General features: G+C 38.6%; 24 protein-coding genes. 13 read left to right on the forward strand and 11 right to left on the reverse strand.

All coding sequences use genetic code 11. The annotated features are described in order from the left end of the window. Window positions 1-154: 154 nt before the first annotated feature. Window positions 155-790: a flavin reductase family protein gene (locus tag ACO05G_RS12510; protein WP_421763086.1), complete on the forward strand. Its 636-nt coding sequence runs from the start codon at window positions 155-157 to the stop codon at window positions 788-790. Beyond that, window positions 777-935 (forward strand): DUF2256 domain-containing protein, encoded by a 159-nt coding sequence (locus ACO05G_RS12515; RefSeq protein WP_421765717.1) that lies wholly within the window; start codon window positions 777-779, stop codon window positions 933-935. Before ACO05G_RS12510 ends, ACO05G_RS12515 begins: the two co-directional genes overlap by 14 nt. Here ACO05G_RS12515 and ACO05G_RS12520 read toward each other — a convergent pair. The 3 genes from ACO05G_RS12520 to ACO05G_RS12530 form a co-directional block, all read right to left on the reverse strand. Further along, window positions 919-1,332 (reverse strand): secondary thiamine-phosphate synthase enzyme YjbQ, encoded by a 414-nt coding sequence (locus ACO05G_RS12520; protein ID WP_421763087.1) that lies wholly within the window; start codon window positions 1,330-1,332, stop codon window positions 919-921. The two genes, ACO05G_RS12515 and ACO05G_RS12520, sit on opposite strands and share 17 nt — an antisense overlap. A 114-nt stretch (window positions 1,333-1,446) precedes the next feature. Then, on the reverse strand, window positions 1,447-2,058 hold the full coding sequence (locus tag ACO05G_RS12525; protein ID WP_421763088.1) for a hypothetical protein: 612 nt from the start codon (window positions 2,056-2,058) through the stop codon (window positions 1,447-1,449). Further along, on the reverse strand, window positions 2,055-2,402 hold the full coding sequence (locus ACO05G_RS12530) for a PadR family transcriptional regulator (RefSeq protein ID WP_348283798.1): 348 nt from the start codon (window positions 2,400-2,402) through the stop codon (window positions 2,055-2,057). Before ACO05G_RS12530 ends, ACO05G_RS12525 begins: the two co-directional genes overlap by 4 nt. A gap of 249 nt (window positions 2,403-2,651) precedes the next feature. On the opposite strand from ACO05G_RS12530, the gene ACO05G_RS12535 reads away from it, so the two are divergent. From ACO05G_RS12535 to ACO05G_RS12560, 6 genes are all read left to right on the forward strand, one after another. Continuing rightward, window positions 2,652-4,070 (forward strand): DUF5689 domain-containing protein, encoded by a 1,419-nt coding sequence (locus tag ACO05G_RS12535; RefSeq protein WP_421763089.1) that lies wholly within the window; start codon window positions 2,652-2,654, stop codon window positions 4,068-4,070. Between the two features lie 172 nt (window positions 4,071-4,242). Then, window positions 4,243-4,410: a hypothetical protein gene (locus ACO05G_RS12540; protein WP_421763090.1), complete on the forward strand. Its 168-nt coding sequence runs from the start codon at window positions 4,243-4,245 to the stop codon at window positions 4,408-4,410. Between the two features lie 49 nt (window positions 4,411-4,459). Next, entirely contained in the window at window positions 4,460-4,879 is a 420-nt protein-coding gene (locus tag ACO05G_RS12545; protein WP_421763091.1) for a hypothetical protein, read from the forward strand. Between the two features lies 1 nt (window position 4,880). Beyond that, window positions 4,881-5,456 (forward strand): YdeI/OmpD-associated family protein, encoded by a 576-nt coding sequence (locus ACO05G_RS12550; protein WP_421763092.1) that lies wholly within the window; start codon window positions 4,881-4,883, stop codon window positions 5,454-5,456. 34 nt (window positions 5,457-5,490) lie between these two features. Then, complete coding sequence (locus tag ACO05G_RS12555) at window positions 5,491-7,122, forward strand: peptidoglycan DD-metalloendopeptidase family protein (protein ID WP_421763093.1); 1,632 nt, start codon at window positions 5,491-5,493, stop codon at window positions 7,120-7,122. 82 nt (window positions 7,123-7,204) lie between these two features. Then, window positions 7,205-8,413 carry a hypothetical protein gene (locus ACO05G_RS12560; RefSeq protein ID WP_421763094.1) on the forward strand — a complete coding sequence of 403 codons (1,209 nt, stop codon included), beginning with the start codon at window positions 7,205-7,207 and terminating at the stop codon, window positions 8,411-8,413. A 21-nt stretch (window positions 8,414-8,434) separates the two neighbouring features. Here the strand turns inward: ACO05G_RS12560 and ACO05G_RS12565 are convergent, their stop codons facing one another. The 4 genes from ACO05G_RS12565 to ACO05G_RS12580 form a co-directional block, all read right to left on the reverse strand. Beyond that, on the reverse strand, window positions 8,435-9,925 hold the full coding sequence (locus ACO05G_RS12565) for a serine hydrolase (RefSeq protein ID WP_421763095.1): 1,491 nt from the start codon (window positions 9,923-9,925) through the stop codon (window positions 8,435-8,437). A gap of 148 nt (window positions 9,926-10,073) precedes the next feature. Next, window positions 10,074-10,523 carry a CBS domain-containing protein gene (locus ACO05G_RS12570; protein ID WP_348283804.1) on the reverse strand — a complete coding sequence of 150 codons (450 nt, stop codon included), beginning with the start codon at window positions 10,521-10,523 and terminating at the stop codon, window positions 10,074-10,076. 82 nt (window positions 10,524-10,605) lie between these two features. Next, entirely contained in the window at window positions 10,606-11,028 is a 423-nt protein-coding gene (locus ACO05G_RS12575; RefSeq protein ID WP_421763096.1) for a YybH family protein, read from the reverse strand. Then, window positions 11,025-11,399, reverse strand: coding sequence for a TerB family tellurite resistance protein (locus tag ACO05G_RS12580; RefSeq protein WP_350217660.1), 375 nt, complete (start codon window positions 11,397-11,399; stop codon window positions 11,025-11,027). The genes ACO05G_RS12575 and ACO05G_RS12580 overlap by 4 nt, the downstream gene beginning before the upstream one ends. Window positions 11,400-11,561: 162 nt before the next feature. Here ACO05G_RS12580 and ACO05G_RS12585 point away from each other — a divergent pair, with 162 nt between their 5' ends. The 4 genes from ACO05G_RS12585 to ACO05G_RS12600 are packed head-to-tail and all read left to right on the forward strand — an operon-like array spanning window position 11,562 to window position 14,142. Next, entirely contained in the window at window positions 11,562-12,140 is a 579-nt protein-coding gene (locus ACO05G_RS12585; RefSeq protein WP_421763097.1) for an ACP phosphodiesterase, read from the forward strand. Further along, a complete protein-coding gene (locus ACO05G_RS12590) occupies window positions 12,137-12,502 on the forward strand; it encodes a fluoride efflux transporter FluC (RefSeq protein ID WP_421763098.1) in 366 nt (121 codons plus the stop codon). Before ACO05G_RS12585 ends, ACO05G_RS12590 begins: the two co-directional genes overlap by 4 nt. 46 nt (window positions 12,503-12,548) lie before the next feature. Further along, on the forward strand, window positions 12,549-13,733 hold the full coding sequence (locus ACO05G_RS12595) for a J domain-containing protein (protein WP_421763099.1): 1,185 nt from the start codon (window positions 12,549-12,551) through the stop codon (window positions 13,731-13,733). Window position 13,734: 1 nt separating this feature from the next. Further along, window positions 13,735-14,142: a DUF3052 domain-containing protein gene (locus tag ACO05G_RS12600; protein WP_348283810.1), complete on the forward strand. Its 408-nt coding sequence runs from the start codon at window positions 13,735-13,737 to the stop codon at window positions 14,140-14,142. Here the strand turns inward: ACO05G_RS12600 and ACO05G_RS12605 are convergent. Genes ACO05G_RS12605 through ACO05G_RS12615 form a run of 3 tightly spaced genes read right to left on the reverse strand, consistent with a single transcriptional unit; the run spans window position 14,117 to window position 15,892 of the window. Continuing rightward, complete coding sequence (locus ACO05G_RS12605) at window positions 14,117-14,701, reverse strand: acyl-CoA thioesterase (protein WP_421763100.1); 585 nt, start codon at window positions 14,699-14,701, stop codon at window positions 14,117-14,119. The genes ACO05G_RS12600 and ACO05G_RS12605 overlap by 26 nt on opposite strands. 3 nt (window positions 14,702-14,704) lie before the next feature. Beyond that, window positions 14,705-15,463, reverse strand: coding sequence for a hypothetical protein (locus tag ACO05G_RS12610; protein WP_421763101.1), 759 nt, complete (start codon window positions 15,461-15,463; stop codon window positions 14,705-14,707). Between the two features lie 18 nt (window positions 15,464-15,481). Continuing rightward, the gene (locus ACO05G_RS12615) at window positions 15,482-15,892 is read right to left on the reverse strand and encodes a hypothetical protein (RefSeq protein ID WP_421763102.1); all 411 of its coding nucleotides are present in this window, start codon (window positions 15,890-15,892) and stop codon (window positions 15,482-15,484) included. 84 nt (window positions 15,893-15,976) lie between these two features. Between ACO05G_RS12615 and ACO05G_RS12620 the strand changes: the two genes are divergently transcribed. Then, window positions 15,977-16,741, forward strand: coding sequence for a class I SAM-dependent methyltransferase (locus tag ACO05G_RS12620; RefSeq protein WP_421763103.1), 765 nt, complete (start codon window positions 15,977-15,979; stop codon window positions 16,739-16,741). Here the strand turns inward: ACO05G_RS12620 and ACO05G_RS12625 are convergent, their stop codons facing one another. Continuing rightward, the gene (locus tag ACO05G_RS12625; RefSeq protein WP_421763104.1) at window positions 16,742-17,527 is read right to left on the reverse strand and encodes a DUF481 domain-containing protein; all 786 of its coding nucleotides are present in this window, start codon (window positions 17,525-17,527) and stop codon (window positions 16,742-16,744) included. It lies immediately after the preceding gene. Window positions 17,528-17,627: the final 100 nt, after the last annotated feature.

Genomic DNA, 17,627 nt, shown 5'->3' on the forward strand with positions numbered 1-17,627 from the left:
ATGACTAAAACCACGATTCTTTAAAACCTTCCCTGATTTGTCGTTTCGACCGAATGGGAGAAGTCCACCCCAAATTGGAGCATAGATTTCTGGTTGCACTCAAAATGACAAATAAAATCATAAAACATTACTCCCTCTGAAGAGTCTTACTCACATGTACTTGACAAAATCTGATATAGAGAACCTGGAACGCAAAAAGCGTCTCAACATCATTAACTCAGTTTCCGGTATTAAGCCTGCGAACCTTATTGCCACAAAATCAAAAAACGGGCAAACCAACGTAGCTATTTTTAGCAGCGTTTTTCACCTCGGAAGTAATCCAGCATTACTTGGATTCATTATGAGGCCCGCAGGTGAAGTACCAAGGCATACCTATGGAAACATCAAAGAGACGGGCTTCTACACAGTCAATCATGTTCCAATAACGATTGTAGATAGGGCTCACTACTCTTCAGCTAAAGTTGACCGGAGCATATCGGAATTTGAACGCTGCGGACTAACAGAGGAATACGCAAATGGCTTTCATGCTCCCTTTGTAAAGGAATGCCATGTTAAAATAGGATTGAGTTTGGTTGAGGAGATCCCGATCGCAGTGAACAATACGATAATGATCATTGGACAGATTGAGGAATTAATCATTCCGGATCGGGCAGTTGATGAAAAGGGTTACATCGATCTATCTCTGTTCAATACCGCAGGCATCTCCGGATTGAACAACTATTATTCACTGAAAAGAGAAGCTTCATTCCCGTACGCTCGCCCAGACGAAATTCCAGATTTTGGTACATAAGAAAACGAACTTACCTACTAAGACATGTGCCACCTGTGGGAAGCCATTTACCTGGAGAAAAAAATGGGAGAAGGTTTGGGATGAGGTGAAGTATTGTAGTGCAAGATGTAAAGGAATAAAAGCTAATATCACGAATAAACGGTAATCACCAACTTCCTACTCCTACCATGATCCCGATGCTCTCCCAAGTAGATTCCTTGCCATGTCCCCAGATTCAGTCGTCCTCTGGTGATTGGAATGGTGACAGAGCTTCCTAATGTACTTGATTTTAAGTGTGCAGGCATATCATCACTCCCTTCATAGTCATGCTTATAATACAGAGCATTTTCAGGAATATAGGTATTGAAATGGCTTTCAAAATCTAAACGTACGGTTGGATCCGCATTTTCATTAATTGTCAAACTGGCAGATGTATGTTTGATAAAGATGTTTATCATTCCTGCTTCAATTTCTTTTAGATCAATAGCAGACATAAGTTCATTCGTGATCAAATGAAAGCCTCTGGGATAAGGTTTAAGAGAGAGTTCTATTTGCTTTATCATGATGTAAAGCTAAGAATTGAATAAAAAAGGTGAATTTGATATGGGATATCTCTAACTATTAAAAAGGCTACCTGTTTTAGGTAGCCTTTTCACTTTGAGTTTTTAGTCTTGACCTCAGAGTTCATCTACCGATTTTTTGTACATCCTGAAAAAAAGGAAGGGTAAAAAACCGATTCCAAAAACCAGAAAACTGAGCCCTAACATTATTCCTGCTCCCATAAGATGAAGTAATTTCATGGTAATGGAAGTCACCAATAATAGAAATGATATTCCTCCAAATATCCATTTCAATCGTTCGGACAGTACCTCCCTGGCAAAATTCTTATACCGATTTATCAAAAACATAGGAATAAAAATAAATGCCAAACCTAGTGCCCCAATACCAAGTAAAACACTTGCACCAGCTAGATGCAGCAATTTAAATGCGATCCCGGCAATCCAAGTCACTGTGAATAGATAGCCCGCTACATACATTAGTCGTTTCATAATCATAATTTTTGAGTAATTGAGTAAAAAAATTGTTTCCTGTTGTATCTCATCCAGCCCGTTAGGAGCAGTTTGTACATATGCTTTTTTAAGGGATGCTTCAAAGGACGCTCCTTTCTTCATCTCTATTTCGACAAGGCAGCAGAAGTGATCAATTAAATCATCTTTTAGTGCTTGACTCTTGATCGAGCTTTGATCAACTTCCTGAATGATCCGATTCTCATATTCTTCAGAAATCATATCGCTGGTGATGTTTTTAAGTCACTAAAAATTACTTTCTCCATCGTTTTGATAAAGTCCCTCATCTCACTAAGCAGGGTCTCCTTTTGCTCCTCTCCAATCTGGGTCAGCTTATAGTACTTTCGTACTCGTTTACCTATGCTCACTTCTTCGAAAGTTAAAATCCCGTCCTTCGTAAGCTTGTGCAGAGCTGGATAGAGTGATCCGTCCTTTAAATGGATCTTCCCATCCGTCTCTTCTTTCACCTTTTGCGAAAGCTCATAACCATACATTTTCCCATGTTCAGAGAGTAGCTTCAGAACAATAACTTCCAATGTTCCTTTTAAGAGTTCTTTTGAATACATAACACAACAATATATCAAATATTGATATATTGCAAATAAATACCTCAATATTTGAGGTATTAGTTAAAAAATCATGCATTGAAGAGCTTAAGAGGAAATTTCATGATCGAAAATGATCAAATTAACAAATGACTTGTCCATAATTGGACGTCTCTCAAACTCAACTATGCGCTCAAAATTCAAAATTTGAACATTTAAAGACCTGGCATTCCGTTTGCTATGACGGCATCAGTTTATCTCTGATGAGCTATGAAGACAAAATTATTTTTATTAATGACATTGTTGCTGGTTCTTGGATGTTCCAGCGACGATCTGGCATATGTAGTAAATAAAACTACAGTTGCATTTGAAAGCAGCACTTTGAATCTCAATGAGGCTGAAGATGTATTGGTTGTAAATGTAAAGCTGGATAAGCCAGCTAAAACCCAAGGCAATCTTGAGGTAGTTTTTAGTGGTTCCGCTATTAATCCGGATCATTACATCGTATTACCAGAACTTGAAGATGGGGTTTTAAAATTACCTATTGAAGAAGGGGATGATGAATTAATGTTTATGATTCTACCTATAAATGATGAAGTAAACACTGGTTCCAAATTAATTATCATGACCCTTCAAAATCCATCTGTTGGATTTGAGTTAGGGCTTAGTACGGCAAACATCTCAATAGAGGATAATGATGTGGATGAGAACCCTGTGGAAACAGAACCAATTGCAGTCAATTTCAAAGTCCGAAGTGCCACAATATCAGAATCTGAGGTAGATGGTTATGAAATTGAAGTGATGCTTGAAAGGGCCTCTGCAATTCAACAGGTGGTTGAAATAGCTGTTGGCCTACCTAATAACTATGAATACTGGGTAGATTTTCATACAGATCCGGAAATGGTTGACTTCCTTATTCCGCTTGTATTTGAAGCTGGCGAGACCAGTAAAATGATAAAATTTTATCCTTCAAATAATAATGTAGTAGCAGCCAATGCGGAATTGATTTTTACCATTAGCAACTGGAGTGAAGGTCTGATGCAAGGAAGTGAATTTGATCTTTTATTGACCGTGGAAGAAGATGATGTAATCGATTCTGAAATTCATACCATCGCAGAACTCAAAGCTTATTTTACGACACACGAAGGAAATTGGTATTTCTCTACAGATTACTTTATTGAAGGGGTAGTGACAAGCACTGATAATGTACCAAGCAGCAAGTTTATTTACATTCAAGACGAAACAGGCGGTATTATGCTTGGCTTCATTTTAAATAACCTATTAACTGTTGGAGATAAGGTTCAAATCAACCTTAAGAATGCAACTGGTGAAGAGGTGAACGGTCATAAAACTATGATTGGAGTGGAAGATAGATTAGGTAAAGTGATCACAAGAAATGTATCAGTTCAACCCGTTGAAATCTCTTTAGAAGATTTAGTTAAAGGAACATTTGCGGGACAATTGGTGAAAATTAAAAACGTCTTTTTCCCTAATGCTGATGGTTCAAGGGTTTGGGAAGGATCCCAAGTATTGTCAAGTAATGCAAACACCAGAAAGGCAATAGCTACCACATACAATAAGGCCTCATTCAGCCAGGAAATCTTACCAAACGGTACTTTTACTGTAACAGGAATAGCTGGAAGTTGGAATCACCTACATGTTACTGGATTGAGCGCGATTCATTTTTAATAAATAAGCAACTATAGTTTAATAAGGCTATCCGCCATAAATCGGATGGCCTTTTCATTTTTAAAAAAATGAAGACTCTCATTTACAGCTTGCTATCTTGATCAACCGCTTAGCACGATTCGTATCAATCTTGGCTATTAAAGCACTACTTTAAAGCAGCTAATCATTTGATATGAATCACAATAAACAAACTACAGCTATCGCAATAGGTATATGCTTCGGTACAACAGTCGGTGCGATTACGGGCAATATGGCCATTTGGCTTAGTGTTGGTATCGCATTAGGTGTTGCTGTCGGGGCTGGTTTTCAAAAGAAGAAAAATGCCGAAAAGAATGAATGAGGTTAGCGCTCATTTGAATCTTTGTTATGCAAAGATTTAATTTTGTACTATGCGTATCAAGGATCATTGGCAATATTCTGACGAAGTATTCGAGGAAACATTTGAGTCCTTTAGGCTAAAACCTGGGATGTTTAGCCACGAAGCACACCTCCGACTGGCTTACATTCACATCAAAAAATATGGAGCCAGACAGGCTGAACAAAATATGTGCAATCAAATTAAAGGGTACGCAGAATCTCTTGGAGTCTATGACAAATTCAACAAGACTGTCACAATAGCCTCAGTTAAAGCGATGAATCACTTCATGCAAAAATCAAACGCTGACAATTTCAAGGGTTTCATTCAGGAATTCCCACGATTGCTCACACACTTTAAAGAAATTCTTGGGCAGCATTATGGCTTTAATGTCTTTGCTGACCAACGAGCCAAAAGAGAATTCGTAGAACCGGATTTATTGCCTTTCCAATAATATGGCTACTTTCTTTCCAACACCGAATGATTTCAGAAAATGGTTGGAGGAAAATCATGAAAATGAATCTGAGCTATGGGTTGGCTATTACAAGAAGGCTACCAACAAGCCAAGCATCACCTGGCCAGAATCAGTTGATCAGGCACTTTGTTTTGGATGGATTGATGGAATCAGAAAGAAAATAGATGAAGAAGCTTACCGAGTTCGTTTTACCCCCAGAAAGTCAAATAGCCATTGGAGTCACGTCAATATTAAGCGAATTGAGGAATTAAAGAATGCCGATATGGTTACTAAGACCGGATTAGCTGCTTACGCTAAAAGAGATCCTAAAAACTCTGGTAAAGCTTCTTTTGAGCAAGACAAGGTGGAACTCAGCTCCGATTATAAAAAGAAGTTCAAGGCAAATAAAGAAGCATGGGCCTTTTTTACAAACAAGCTCGCGCCTTCCTACCAAAAGCAATCCATTCACTGGGTGATAAGTGCTAAACGAGAAGAAACGAGAGAGAGAAGAATGAACACATTGATTGAATGTTCAAGTAAGAATCAAAAGGTACCTCCACTTAAGTGGAGCAAGTAGTCTTTCCGTTATATTTATAGCAAATATTGTCTACATGAAATCTCATCATCTGTTTTTTATTTTAGGATTACTCCTTTCCCAATATCTTTCTGCACAAGAAGAAGGTTTTGGGGTCCCTAATATCCTTCAAAATAAAAGTGAGTGCTTAAGTGAAAATGACAGAAATAGGATCCGGCAAATCTTAGAAGATTACCGAATAAACCATACACGATCCCAAAGTAGTATTAAGCTCGAATGGCCCATAAGACAATCGATGAACTATGACGAAAAAGAGGTTATAGGCATATCAAATTATGTTGATTGGAATGAGGCGTATCCAAATACACTTACCGATTATAATTGTGGCACGCGATCCTATGATACTGAAAATGGATACAATCATAAAGGAACAGACATCTTTTCCTGGCCTTTTACCTGGCATAAGATGGACAATGACCATGTTGAAATTATAGCTGCTGCTGCAGGTGAGATCATTTATAAGGAGGGAAGTCAAGACGACAAAAGCTGTTCATTTAATAGCAACTCATGGAATGCTGTCTACATTCAACATGATGACGGTTCGATAGCATGGTACGGGCATTTAAAAACCGGATCACTTACGGAAAAGAGCGTTGGTGAACGTGTGGATTTAGGTGAATATTTAGGTGTTATGGGAAGTTCCGGTAACTCCACAGGTCCGCACTTACATTTAGAAATCTATGATGCAAACGGAAACCTCATTGATCCTTTCGCAGGAACCTGCAATGATTCGGTTTCAGAATCATGGTGGGTGAATCAACCTGATTATTATATCTCAGGGATCAGCAGGGTACTCACTCACGATGAAGTTCCGGTGTTTGGTTGTTATAGCGAGGAAGACCCAAACATCCGCGTAGACTTCACTCATGGTGAACGTGTCTATTTCGCTACGTACTTTCGTGATCAGATGGCGAATGGAGTAAGTACCCATGTGGTCTACAAACCTGATGGGACTGTTTTCCAACAATGGAACACTGTGTCTCCCCAGTTCTATGCAGGATCTTATTGGTATAGATCCTTTGATTTGCCACCCACCGGAAGCGAAGGCCAATGGAGTTTTGTGTCGACTTATGAAAGTGAGGAAGTAACCAGGCATTTCTATTTAACTAATGTACCCAATGATCTGATAACCTTTTCTGATGATTTTCTGATTATTGAAGATTATGAAATTGGAGAGACTTTTCAGGGTACTTTCACCATTGTAAATGACGGAGATAATGGAGTGATAGTAACAGGAATCGATTATCCAGAGTCCTTTAAAGGTCATTGGGATGGAATCATTGATGCACAGCAATCAAAAACAATCAAATTCACTTTTGATCCGACTAGTACTGAGCCTCTGAATGAAGTGATTACTGTTAAAACCTCAAAGGGTTCATTTAAACTTGAAGTTTTAGGAGAAGCTCCTGTTTTAGGTTATAAAACAGGTAACCAAGTATTATTTTATCCAAATCCGGTGCACGATGGGCTTATAAAGTTCTCTGATGCAATCGATGAAATTGAAATTCTATCGCTAAGTGGAAAAAGTGTATTCAGCGATCACTCAAAAAAACATGTTCTCGATGTTTCTTTTCTCAAAGCCGGTATTTATTTACTAAAATGTCTTGTGAATGGAAAAGAAACTACTCAAAGAATGATCATAGAGTAAATACTCTAAGTTAATAGGCAAATTTGGTGAACAATCATTTAACGGTTTTATTTGCTCGCATTCATAAACCAAACTCATTCTCATGAAATACATAACTCTTCTATCCTTTGCTCTCATCCTTTGCTCTCAAAATCTAATATCTCAGGAATTGTATCAGGATGGCTACATTGTTTACAATAATGGTGAAAAAATTCAATGTCTGGTCAAAAATGAAGAATGGGTAGATAACCCCGATCAAATCCAATATAAATTGAGCGAAAATGATCAGGTTAGAAAGGGATCAACTGATGATCTTAAAGAATTTGCTGTTGGCCAGGCCAAGTTTATTCGCTGGACAGTAGATATGGATTATTCCAGTACCAAAACAGATAAATTAAGTTCAAAAAAAGAGCCGGAATTCAAGAATGAAACTCGCTTTCTTCGTTATCTGGTAGAAGGAGAGGCAAGCTTACTCACTTTCAAAAACTCAGATTTGCGAAGATTCTTTTTAAGTATGAACAATGAAGCCCCGATTTCATTGGTTTATAAAATCTATAAAAAACCCGAAACAGGCCTAACCGCTAAAAACACATCCTTCAGGAGACAGTTGATGCAAAACATTGTTTGTGGTGATGTTACAATTGATAGACTGACTCAAATCCGGTACAATAAGAATGAGCTTCGAAAGGTAGTAAATGAGTACAATGAGTGTAAAGGAGCAGAAAGTATCGTTTACAAAGGTGAGGAGGGGGAAAAAATAAAAGTTAGGATCGCATTACGCCCAGGCATACGTCTTGTCAATTATGAAACAGAAAGATCATTCAATGGGTCACCCACACAAAGCACATTTGAAAAGAAACCATCTTTCCGGGTAGGGGCTGAATTTGAATTTTTACTCCCTGGTAACAATCAGAGATGGGCAATTCTTTTAGAACCAGTTTTTCAAAAATATGAGGCCACCGGTCCACGGCAGAGAGAATGGAACGTTACAAGAGGAGACGCTAAAGTTACTTATCAGTCAATAGAAATTTCTTTTGGAGTCAGGCACTATTTCATTCTCTCTGAGAATTCCCGATTATTTATCAACGGATTACTCACGTTTGACAATCCCTCTAGCGACTCTCAAGTTCAAACATCTAACGACTTCTCAATAGATTCAGGCACAAGCTCCAATCTTGGGTTTGGTTATAAATACAATAATCGTTTTTCAGGTGAGCTACGGTATGGTATGAAGCGAGACCTCTTGGAACAATGGAATATTGCCAATAACCACAACTTCGTATCATTTATAATTGGAGTGAATATTCTTTGAGTAAGTAGAATAAATTTTTTCTTATTTCCCTTTTCTCTTAGGATGTAGTTCATGAAAAAAGATGTCCCCATTGGGAACATCGAACTCAATTCCTTCCACATCCAGGTTATTGTTCAGCTCAAATGAAACGGTTCCGAAATCAAACCAGGCATGTTCTTCATCCCATTTGATTTCGTAGGTATCATAGTGCCAGTGTGACAATGTCGCGCTTAGAGCTGGAGCATCTGCAAATGTCATCCGAAATCCTTCACTATCTTCAATAACAACGATATCACCATACATCGGATCGTTATAAGTTCCTGCAAATAATTGCGGATCAATAGTAGGTTTGGTACCGGTCACTCTTTTAGTCATGCGCTCTTCCACATCTTCTTTATGGCTATTTCTTGATCTTGCTCTTTCCAAATATTCTACAGACCAATCACGCATATCTTTCTGCAAATACTGATTAACGATGTAATAAGTTAATGGAGTAGAAATTCCCTCCATTGTATTGGTCAAAACCACAACTCCCAGGTTGATGTCCGGTACCATCATCACCCTGGAATACATCCCATCATAACCTCCCCCATGGCTTGCAACCAGATTTCCATGGTAATCCATCAGGCCCCATCCTAATTCTTTAGATCGTTCGCTCAATTTATTGTTATTATGAGGGGTCCAAAGTAGGTTTTGTTGTTCCTTGTCTATGTATTGTCTTCCGTCCCATTCTCCAGCATTTAAATTCATCATCATCCATTTGGACATATCAGTCGATGAGGAAATGATGCCACCTGCAGCGCTGGAATTGTCCCAACTGGCCCATGGGCCAGGGACCGTACCATTCGCTAAGGTCGGTTTATGTGGTGTTGCTGCATTATCGCTTAAATCTCTTACACTAATGATCGTATTAACCATCCCTAAAGGGTTGAGGAAATGTTCCTCAACGTACTTTTCCCAAGAGTTACCTGTTACACTCCTTATTACCTCTCCTGCAGCAATAAACATGAGATTGGTGTAGCCATATCCATCCCTGAAGCTAAACGCCTCTGGAACATAGGCTGCCCGCTTAATGATTTCTTCAGGAGATTTCTCAGACTTGTACCAAATCACATCTCCACTGAATGTCCCTAAACCAACTCGGTGACAGAGTAGGTCTTCCACCGTAGCTTCAGCTGATACATATTCATTCCCATAAAGGTTAAAATAAGGCAGGTAGTCTCTTACTTTATCTTTCCATGATAACTTACCCTCCTCTACCAGTCTGGCAATACAAGATGCAACGAATGCTTTCGAATTGGAGGCAATAGCAAATTGCGTATTATCATCTACTTTTTCTTTACCACCAATTTCTTTTACCCCATACCCTTTACTTAATACAATTTCTCCATCTTTCACTATGCCGACAGCCATACCTGGAACGTTCCAATCCTTGAGGGCCTGTTCTATGTATTTATCAATGGCCTTGACATTAACCTGAGCCCGACTGGATAAAAAGAAAAATAAGGGTAAAAGGACGATTAGCTTTTTCATGAACAATTCATTTTTAGACACAAATTAATAAGTAGATTTCTTTAGTGCCCTATAAGATGAAAACTAGTCCATTAAATGAATGAACGAATTCGAAATTTCACTGGAAAATATAGTGGAATCAATTCTGAAATGGGTCATATCCCCACTCTTACCATGTGGAACTCTTGGCTTTCAGAACCGCCTTCATTACATCCTTTTGACTAATCTGACCAATCAATTTTCCTTCATGAATAACAGGAAACCGTCTTAGGCGCTTTTCCAGAAACATCTTGGCAGCTTCAAAAATATTGAGATCTGCTGCCACAGTAACCACGTCTTTTGCCATGTGCTCTTCAACAAGTCCTGAAAAAATGGGCATGTTATCATATTTACCCTTCACTACTTCTTTTAGGCAATCGCCCTCTGAGATTACTCCTACAAGCTCGCCATTATTGTTCACTACAGGACCTCCGGAAATTTTATGTTTCATTAAGGCATCTACTACCTCATGCATAGGCTGATCCGGCTTGAAAGTGATCAACTTTCTAGCCATGTAATCTTCTACTTTAAGTGCTTGTGTTTCCTGGGTTTTCGGAGCTTCTGCTCCCCTATAGCTCATTACCATATTTTGCTGAATTTAATGTTTTTAGTAGCATAGAATATACTTAAAAAACACATAAAAGCCAAATATAGTACGCCTACTAGCTGGAGTGATCAGAGACTATCACCCACTCATCCCCCAGCCTTCTAAAGATCAAAGAAAAGTGTCCATTTGGATTATCATCCTTCCTTTTCAAATTCCATTTACCGATTACAGACCAGAAGTCCTCGCTCAACGGCTCCATAATCAATACATCAAAGGTGAGCTTTCCCATTGCCGACTTATCCGGGTAACTTTTTTTATAATTATCTAAGGTCTTTTGCCACCCATAAGTGAGCCCTTTGCTTCCAATAAACACCAATTGGTCAGATTTCCAATAGCCTTCCATAAAACACTCCAGATCGCCAGCGTTCCAGCACTCCTCTTGTTGAGCAAGTACATCTCGAATAGCTAATTCATCTGCAGATTGTGAAAGGGAAGGAAAGGAGAGGATATAGAACAGAAGTATGATGAGCTTCTTCATTTTCTAAGATACGTTTGGATCTTAGCTTTTAACGTTTCTTTATCCGTAGTAATGTGTGGGTCGCTGTATATTTTAAGCATCATTTCTCGCAAAACGTCTTCGTCATATCCCAATTTGCTTGCAATGCGGGCACAAAACTTGATTTCCTCTTTATATATACGCCCGTCAATTTTCATCAATTGAACCACGTTGTAGAGGTAGTCATATCGTTGATCATTAGAAAGTGTCTCCAAACCTTCGATAATAGAAGGGTCCTCAAAACATTCACTTATTTCCTCAGCTGACATACCGTTTGCCTTACCAATCTGCTTAATTAAATCAATTTCCTCCTGTACAACTACACCATCTACTCGCGCAAGCTGTACAAGCATATTTAAATGAGATCGGGCAATATTGGGGAAATTACTTTCGATGACTTTGTTAGGTTTCTGTTTTGTTCAAGTTTAAAACGATTGCGTGCGCATTACAAAAGTAAGCCTGCTAGCGTTAATCTCAAACTATTAAAATTAAGTCCTTATCTTAAAGGTGAAAAGATGAATTTTCTAGCACATTTATACCTGAGCGGTGACGATGAAGAAATCTTAGTGGGCAACTTCATTGGTGATTTTGTGAAAGGTGCACAAATGGACCATTACTCTCAGGGAATACAAAAAGGAATCAGGCTCCATCGAAGTATCGACTTTTATACAGATACACATGAAGTTGTTCTTCAAAGTAAGATCAGGCTTAGAGAAAAATTCAGACACTATGCTCCTGTCATTGTAGACATCTATTACGATCATTTTTTAGCAAAGGATTGGTCAAATTTCTGCAAGGTTCCTCTACTCGAGTACACTGAAAACTTCTATGAATTAATTAAAAAGTATTTTGAACACCTTCCCAAGGGTGTCATTCATATGCTGAGTTATATGTCAAGGGATAACTGGCTCTATAATTATCAATTTATTGAAGGAATAAATAAAGCTTTAACAGGAATGAGCAGAAGAACCAAGTTTGATAGTAAAATGGAAGAAGCATCATTGGCACTAAAAAAAAATTACTCCGAATTCGAGAAAGAATTTCATCTTTTTTTTCCCGATTTAGAAGTCCATGTTGCCAACTTTGAGAAATGAAAGATATTTTGATTGTTGGTTTGGGTGGATTTATTGGCAGTGGTAGCAGGTATGCTGTTTACCTTTTGTCTGCTAAGCTTTATGCAGACAAACCCTATTTGGGCACCTTACTAGTTAATTTATTGGGTTGCCTGTTAATCGGTTTACTTAGTGGAGGAATAGTGAAAATGAATAATCAGACCGGATTATTCCTGGTTGCAGGACTCTGTGGAGGGTTTACTACATTCTCTACGTTCGCACTGGATGGCTTTAAGCTTATTCGTGAGGGTCTGATTGTGCAATTCGTTACATACGCATCTGTAAGTATCATTGGAGGCTTATTACTCTGTCTGGCAGGCTTCTATTTGATGAATAAAGCATAATCTTTCTTCCAGTATCTTCGTTATACAGTTTACTTAACCATTTCAGATGACCAATTACTACCACGTACTGGGGCTTTCTGAGGACGCAACTCCAAATGAAATTAAGGCAGCTTTTAAAAAACTGGCTGTAAAGTATCATCCTGATAAGCATCCGGGCAAACCAGAAATGGAGGAAAAGTTCAAAGAGATCAATGTTGCTCATCAGATCCTCTCGGATGAATATGAAAAGGCCCGGTTTGACCTTAAATTAAAGTATCAACAATTTTCTGGCAGTCAAGAAGGCGCATATACCTATCAGCCGGGCAATCCAAATGTCTGGAAAAATCGCGCCAGGGCAAGATACGCGCAACCAAGGGTTGATTATAGACAAAATGCAATAGCTACAGCTTATGCTTTTGGGATCACATTCCTGATTGCCTTATTCGTGATGACAGGAGTATGGGTGAAGCAAAATTATGATGACAATCAGCTGGAAAAACGTTTGGCTGAGAGAAGAACAACATACGTTAAAGCAAAGGATCATTTTGAAGCGGGTGATTATAAAAAAGCATTTGAGATGATGACTTCTCTTAGTTTCTTTAGAACGGAGGAACGAGACATGAAGGCATTTAAAAATACCATGTTGGATCAAATTGTAGCGAAGGGGAATCAGGAGTTCAGAAGTGGTAATTACCTGAAGGCTATTAGCCTATATGAACTAGTACAGGAGTTCGCCCCTAACCTCCCTTTTTACGAACTTCGACAAAAATTAGCGGAAGCCTATAAAAGAACTGATCAACCGGACAGGGCAATTGAAATTCTTAAAGATTTTTTAGTGGGTGAATATGAAATCATAGGCTCGTTAGTCAAAATAGCTGAAATACAACGAGATGAATTGAATAACCTTGAAGAGGCGCTTGATCACCTCCTCATTGCGCACAGATTGGCAATAAAGCGCTACAAAACCTACTATGGTGAAGGATATGCGCTGGTAATAAATGAGAAATACCTTCCAAAATCTCACTTCTATTTATATACCAACCTGGCAGATTTATACCTTCAATTAGAGGATTATGAAATGGCCTTAAAAGCAGCCGACTGGAATAAGTATGTTTGGCCTGATAGCGCAGTATCATATGTAACAAGTGCAAATACCTATTTAGCCATGAGTGATAATTACAATGCATGCATTGAATTTAGTGGAGCAAGAGACCGAAACTGGAAAGGCAATACACCTTCATACTGTAAGTAATATGGCTGGATATTCTAAAAATCCACTTTGGAAAAAACTAAACATCAAAGAGGGCTACAACTGTTACTTATTCAATTCTCCTGAAAACTATTTTGAACTCATTGAATCTACTCCAAAAGAAACCGAGTGGTCAGAAGAGCTTTCCTCAGCACCATTTGATTTCCAACATGTTTTCATCACACAACTGGAGACGCTGAAAAAGCATTGGAATGATTGGAAAAAGGCGCTGAAAAAAGATGGCACTTTGTGGGTTTCATGGCCCAAGGGGTCATCCAAAATAGAAACAGATTTAAATGGCAATGTGGTGAGAGAATTCGGCCTGAATGGAGGACTCGTTGATGTGAAAGTATGCGCAGTTGACGAGGATTGGTCGGGGTTAAAATTTATGTATCGGAAAAAAGATCGCTAAAATCATCATCCGTTTTAAATTCAATTTTACATCTCTGATCATTTAAAAGCTCCATATCATCCACCATGATAAATTCGTCCTCCTCCTTCTTTATTTTGGCATTAGCTTCTTTCTTGACTTTCTTTCTTTTGATTGCGTCGACAAACCGTCTCATCTCTGTTATATCCTCTAAAATAAGCTCTGGCACCTTTGCGGGTTTACCATCCTCACCTTTTGCCACCATTGTGAAATAACTATTATTCGTATGCTTGAGCACGTTTGTTTTTATATTCTCAGAGGTGACTTTAATGCCAACCACCAGTGAGCTATTTCCTACATAGTGCACAGCCGCATCCAATGTCAGCAATTCACCTACCTCCACTGGTTCAAGGAATTCCACTCCATCGACCGTCACTGTTACACAATATGAACCAGCGTGTTTACTCGCGACCGCATAAGCTACTTTATCCATTAGAGATAATATTAACCCTCCATGCACCTTGCCACCAAAATTGGCAAAGGAAGGGATCATTAGCTCTGTGAGTTTAGTTCTGGAGAATTGTACAGTTCGTGGCTCCATAATTTAAAACTTTACTTTAATGTCTGAAGACTGGTCGCCACTAACAACCTTAATCAGATCAAATTCATAAGTCACATCTTTACCTACAATTCCAACAAGCTGGCCCTTGCTCGCATTTTTTACTTTTTTAGGAAGATGAAGTTTTAGACGCGACTTAGACCCCTTCAATAACTCACCCATCATCATCAGAGTAGAATCACTCATTTCGATTAGGTCTTCTATAACTGCAGTTCTGGAAAAAGTAGACCCGTCAAATGCATATTTCACTTTCATATTTGGAAGTTCCATACCCATTCCATTACTAGCACCTGTCTGATTTTGACTCATAAAATCATTGAAATTCTGCAATTCTTCTACGCTAGAAAAATCAAAACGCATCCCCGAGTTCAGGTAACCATCTTTCCGGCTGCCTTTCATGAACATCACCATCTTCTCTACATATTTCATTTGATCAGGATCATTTCTAATACTGTCAGGTATTCTGGACGAAAAATCCATGATTGAATCCACTTCTGCAGGAAACTGCTCCCAAATTTGAGCATCCACTATTTGTCTTAAGCTATCTGCCGAAGCATCCGGGTACAGACTTCCCATCATTCCTAACATCATCGAACGGGTACTACTGATAACGTCTGTATAAACGATGTACTCTCCGCTACCATCGGCATTTAAATAGATTTCCTCAGTTATGTTAGCGCAGGAATATAAAAGAATAAACAAGGCAACTATTGCCAGTTTTTTAAGCTTGATAAGCAACTTCATTAGAGCGTGTTTAGGTGTTTAGCCCACCAAATCTCCACTCATCTTACGGCATTTTTTGATTTTACCATTAAGAATTTGCTTCCAAAAAGGTGAACGAGTCACTACTAATTTAGTCTTTACCCAGAGGTTATTCAAAAATTTACCCTTCCAGGTCTTACTCCCTGCAATATTTGGTGGCTCCACCAGGTACTCAAACCCCATTTTGCGGGTTTGTTCCAATACACATTGGTTTCCGTACAAAATTTTGTCAGCGTTTGGCACATAAAGCTGGCCATACCTTTTCTTCTTTGGCTTGTTAGCGCGCTTATTGGAGTCTTTTCGCATTTGCAAATTTTCAGTTGGAAGCTCTTTTTCTACGGGCTTCACCTTTTGACCGAACCCGATCAAACTAAAGGCTATCAAGGCAATGAAAATTAGCGTGCGACTCATATAAAAACCAAAATAGAGAAATTTTCAGCAATGATTGCTGGTCGATAGGTGAATAAATAACTTGCGGTCCAAAATTCAAGCAGTGTGAAGTTTTTAATTTCCTTCTTTCTAAGAAAAATACCCCGCAGATACTTACAACTTTTTAGCCATGTTGCGCTAAGAATAGTCGCCATCTTCTATCGAGGTAACCAGGTAGTATGTCCTGTCTGCGAATCTCAATTCAGAAAATTTCTACCGTATGGCAGAAAATCAAGAAGCAATGCACTTTGTCCTAAGTGCTTATCACTAGAACGCCATCGATTAATTTGGATATACCTTAAACGAAAAACAGACTTCTTTACGAAGAAAGCGACCATGCTTCACGTAGCTCCTGAGCTTTGTTTTATGAGTCGATTTGAAGCTTTAGAGAATCTTGAATACATCACTGCCGATATTGAATCTCCATTAGCTAAAGTGAAAATGGACATCCATCAGATTCCATTTGAAGAAAACTCAGTAGACATCATCTTTTGCAACCATGTACTTGAACATGTAGATGATGACCTAAAAGCCTTGAGTGAAATGCGAAGAGTGCTGAGACCGGGTGGCTGGGCCATACTACAGGTTCCCTTCTTTTACCCACTCCCAAAAACTACCTATGAAGACAAGTCCATCACCGATCCAAAAGAAAGAGAGAAAGAATTCGGTCAGGACGATCACGTAAGGATGTATGGGGAGGATTACGGATCACGTCTTGCTAGTTCCGGATTTCAGGTTGTGGAAGAACGATTGATTGATGAACTAAGTGAGGAAGAAAAGAAGCGATATGCCCTTCCTGCAAAGGAAATCATATTCAAAGTCATTAAATAGCTAATTAAAGCTATACTCTACACCAAAATAAACTTCGTAAATAAATTTATTGAGGGGAATAATCGGCTTATCATCCAGTAAAAAATTAGAAGTCATTTTTACTTTAAACTGGTCTGTCAATGCATTTTTAAATTCTAATTGACCGCTCAATCTGTTCCTAAACGCATTAATTTCACTGTCCTTTCCTGATTGAAAATAGACGATTGCATTAATATTGGTTGTGGTGGTTAACTTAACATCTGCACTCACATAAGAATTAAGTTTCCAAAGCCGCTTTTCAATGGTCTCTACCGGCCCACTCCATCGTTCATACTCTCTGAATATTCCGATTCCTGTGTATAGGGAATTTTTCTTTTGAATGATATTCCAGCGATAGCCACCACCCAACAGCCACCTTAGCTCCATGTTCCTGGATTCATCAAATTGTATCTGGCCAAAAAACTCCGGGGTTAGTTCAGCAGACCTCCTCAAAACCTCCCGAACATGAGCAGTACCATTATAAATTAATGGCCCATCTCCAATTTTATAATAATTAAGTCCACTTATAAGAATGGTGGCAGATTTTTCTGCGATATATACTAAATCAACATTATTATTGACCCCTACATAAATATTTTGCTCGTCTACAGTTGAGCTTCGATTGTTAATTGCAAAAGTGGCATCAATTACTCCTGTGAAATAGTTGGATGAGTCTGTGGCTAAAAATCCCTTGTCAACCTTAAGAATTTGGGCTTGTGTGCTAAAGATCAAAAGAAGGAGTATAGAGCTCAATAAAGCCTGCTTCATTGTCATAGACACAAAACTATTATGTTGAGTCCACAGAAATAAAAAAATGGTTCTTTATGGTAGAATCAAATTTAGCGATGAACTCTTATTCGTTTGGCTT

Source organism: Ekhidna sp., from assembly GCF_965227465.1.
Classification (GTDB): domain Bacteria; phylum Bacteroidota; class Bacteroidia; order Cytophagales; family Cyclobacteriaceae; genus Ekhidna.

Excerpts from the sequence above, each read along its gene's own strand:
- ACO05G_RS12590 (WP_421763098.1), top strand. The coding sequence starts at position 12,137 with ATGAAAGATATTTTGATTGTTGGTTTGGGTGGATTTATTGGCAGTGGT.
- ACO05G_RS12570 (WP_348283804.1), bottom strand. The coding sequence starts at position 10,523 with ATGAGCTATAGGGGAGCAGAAGCTCCGAAAACCCAGGAAACACAAGCA.
- ACO05G_RS12610 (WP_421763101.1), bottom strand. The coding sequence starts at position 15,463 with ATGAAGTTGCTTATCAAGCTTAAAAAACTGGCAATAGTTGCCTTGTTT.
- ACO05G_RS12540 (WP_421763090.1), top strand. The coding sequence starts at position 4,243 with ATGAATCACAATAAACAAACTACAGCTATCGCAATAGGTATATGCTTC.
- ACO05G_RS12525 (WP_421763088.1), bottom strand. The coding sequence starts at position 2,058 with ATGATTTCTGAAGAATATGAGAATCGGATCATTCAGGAAGTTGATCAA.
- ACO05G_RS12595 (WP_421763099.1), top strand. The coding sequence starts at position 12,549 with ATGACCAATTACTACCACGTACTGGGGCTTTCTGAGGACGCAACTCCA.
- ACO05G_RS12510 (WP_421763086.1), top strand. The coding sequence starts at position 155 with ATGTACTTGACAAAATCTGATATAGAGAACCTGGAACGCAAAAAGCGT.
- ACO05G_RS12585 (WP_421763097.1), top strand. The coding sequence starts at position 11,562 with ATGAATTTTCTAGCACATTTATACCTGAGCGGTGACGATGAAGAAATC.
- ACO05G_RS12600 (WP_348283810.1), top strand. The coding sequence starts at position 13,735 with ATGGCTGGATATTCTAAAAATCCACTTTGGAAAAAACTAAACATCAAA.
- ACO05G_RS12615 (WP_421763102.1), bottom strand. The coding sequence starts at position 15,892 with ATGAGTCGCACGCTAATTTTCATTGCCTTGATAGCCTTTAGTTTGATC.
- ACO05G_RS12520 (WP_421763087.1), bottom strand. The coding sequence starts at position 1,332 with ATGATAAAGCAAATAGAACTCTCTCTTAAACCTTATCCCAGAGGCTTT.
- ACO05G_RS12565 (WP_421763095.1), bottom strand. The coding sequence starts at position 9,925 with ATGAAAAAGCTAATCGTCCTTTTACCCTTATTTTTCTTTTTATCCAGT.
- ACO05G_RS12580 (WP_350217660.1), bottom strand. The coding sequence starts at position 11,399 with ATGCTTGTACAGCTTGCGCGAGTAGATGGTGTAGTTGTACAGGAGGAA.
- ACO05G_RS12605 (WP_421763100.1), bottom strand. The coding sequence starts at position 14,701 with ATGGAGCCACGAACTGTACAATTCTCCAGAACTAAACTCACAGAGCTA.
- ACO05G_RS12555 (WP_421763093.1), top strand. The coding sequence starts at position 5,491 with ATGAAATCTCATCATCTGTTTTTTATTTTAGGATTACTCCTTTCCCAA.
- ACO05G_RS12530 (WP_348283798.1), bottom strand. The coding sequence starts at position 2,402 with ATGTATTCAAAAGAACTCTTAAAAGGAACATTGGAAGTTATTGTTCTG.
- ACO05G_RS12625 (WP_421763104.1), bottom strand. The coding sequence starts at position 17,527 with ATGAAGCAGGCTTTATTGAGCTCTATACTCCTTCTTTTGATCTTTAGC.
- ACO05G_RS12535 (WP_421763089.1), top strand. The coding sequence starts at position 2,652 with ATGAAGACAAAATTATTTTTATTAATGACATTGTTGCTGGTTCTTGGA.
- ACO05G_RS12560 (WP_421763094.1), top strand. The coding sequence starts at position 7,205 with ATGAAATACATAACTCTTCTATCCTTTGCTCTCATCCTTTGCTCTCAA.
- ACO05G_RS12575 (WP_421763096.1), bottom strand. The coding sequence starts at position 11,028 with ATGAAGAAGCTCATCATACTTCTGTTCTATATCCTCTCCTTTCCTTCC.
- ACO05G_RS12545 (WP_421763091.1), top strand. The coding sequence starts at position 4,460 with ATGCGTATCAAGGATCATTGGCAATATTCTGACGAAGTATTCGAGGAA.
- ACO05G_RS12550 (WP_421763092.1), top strand. The coding sequence starts at position 4,881 with ATGGCTACTTTCTTTCCAACACCGAATGATTTCAGAAAATGGTTGGAG.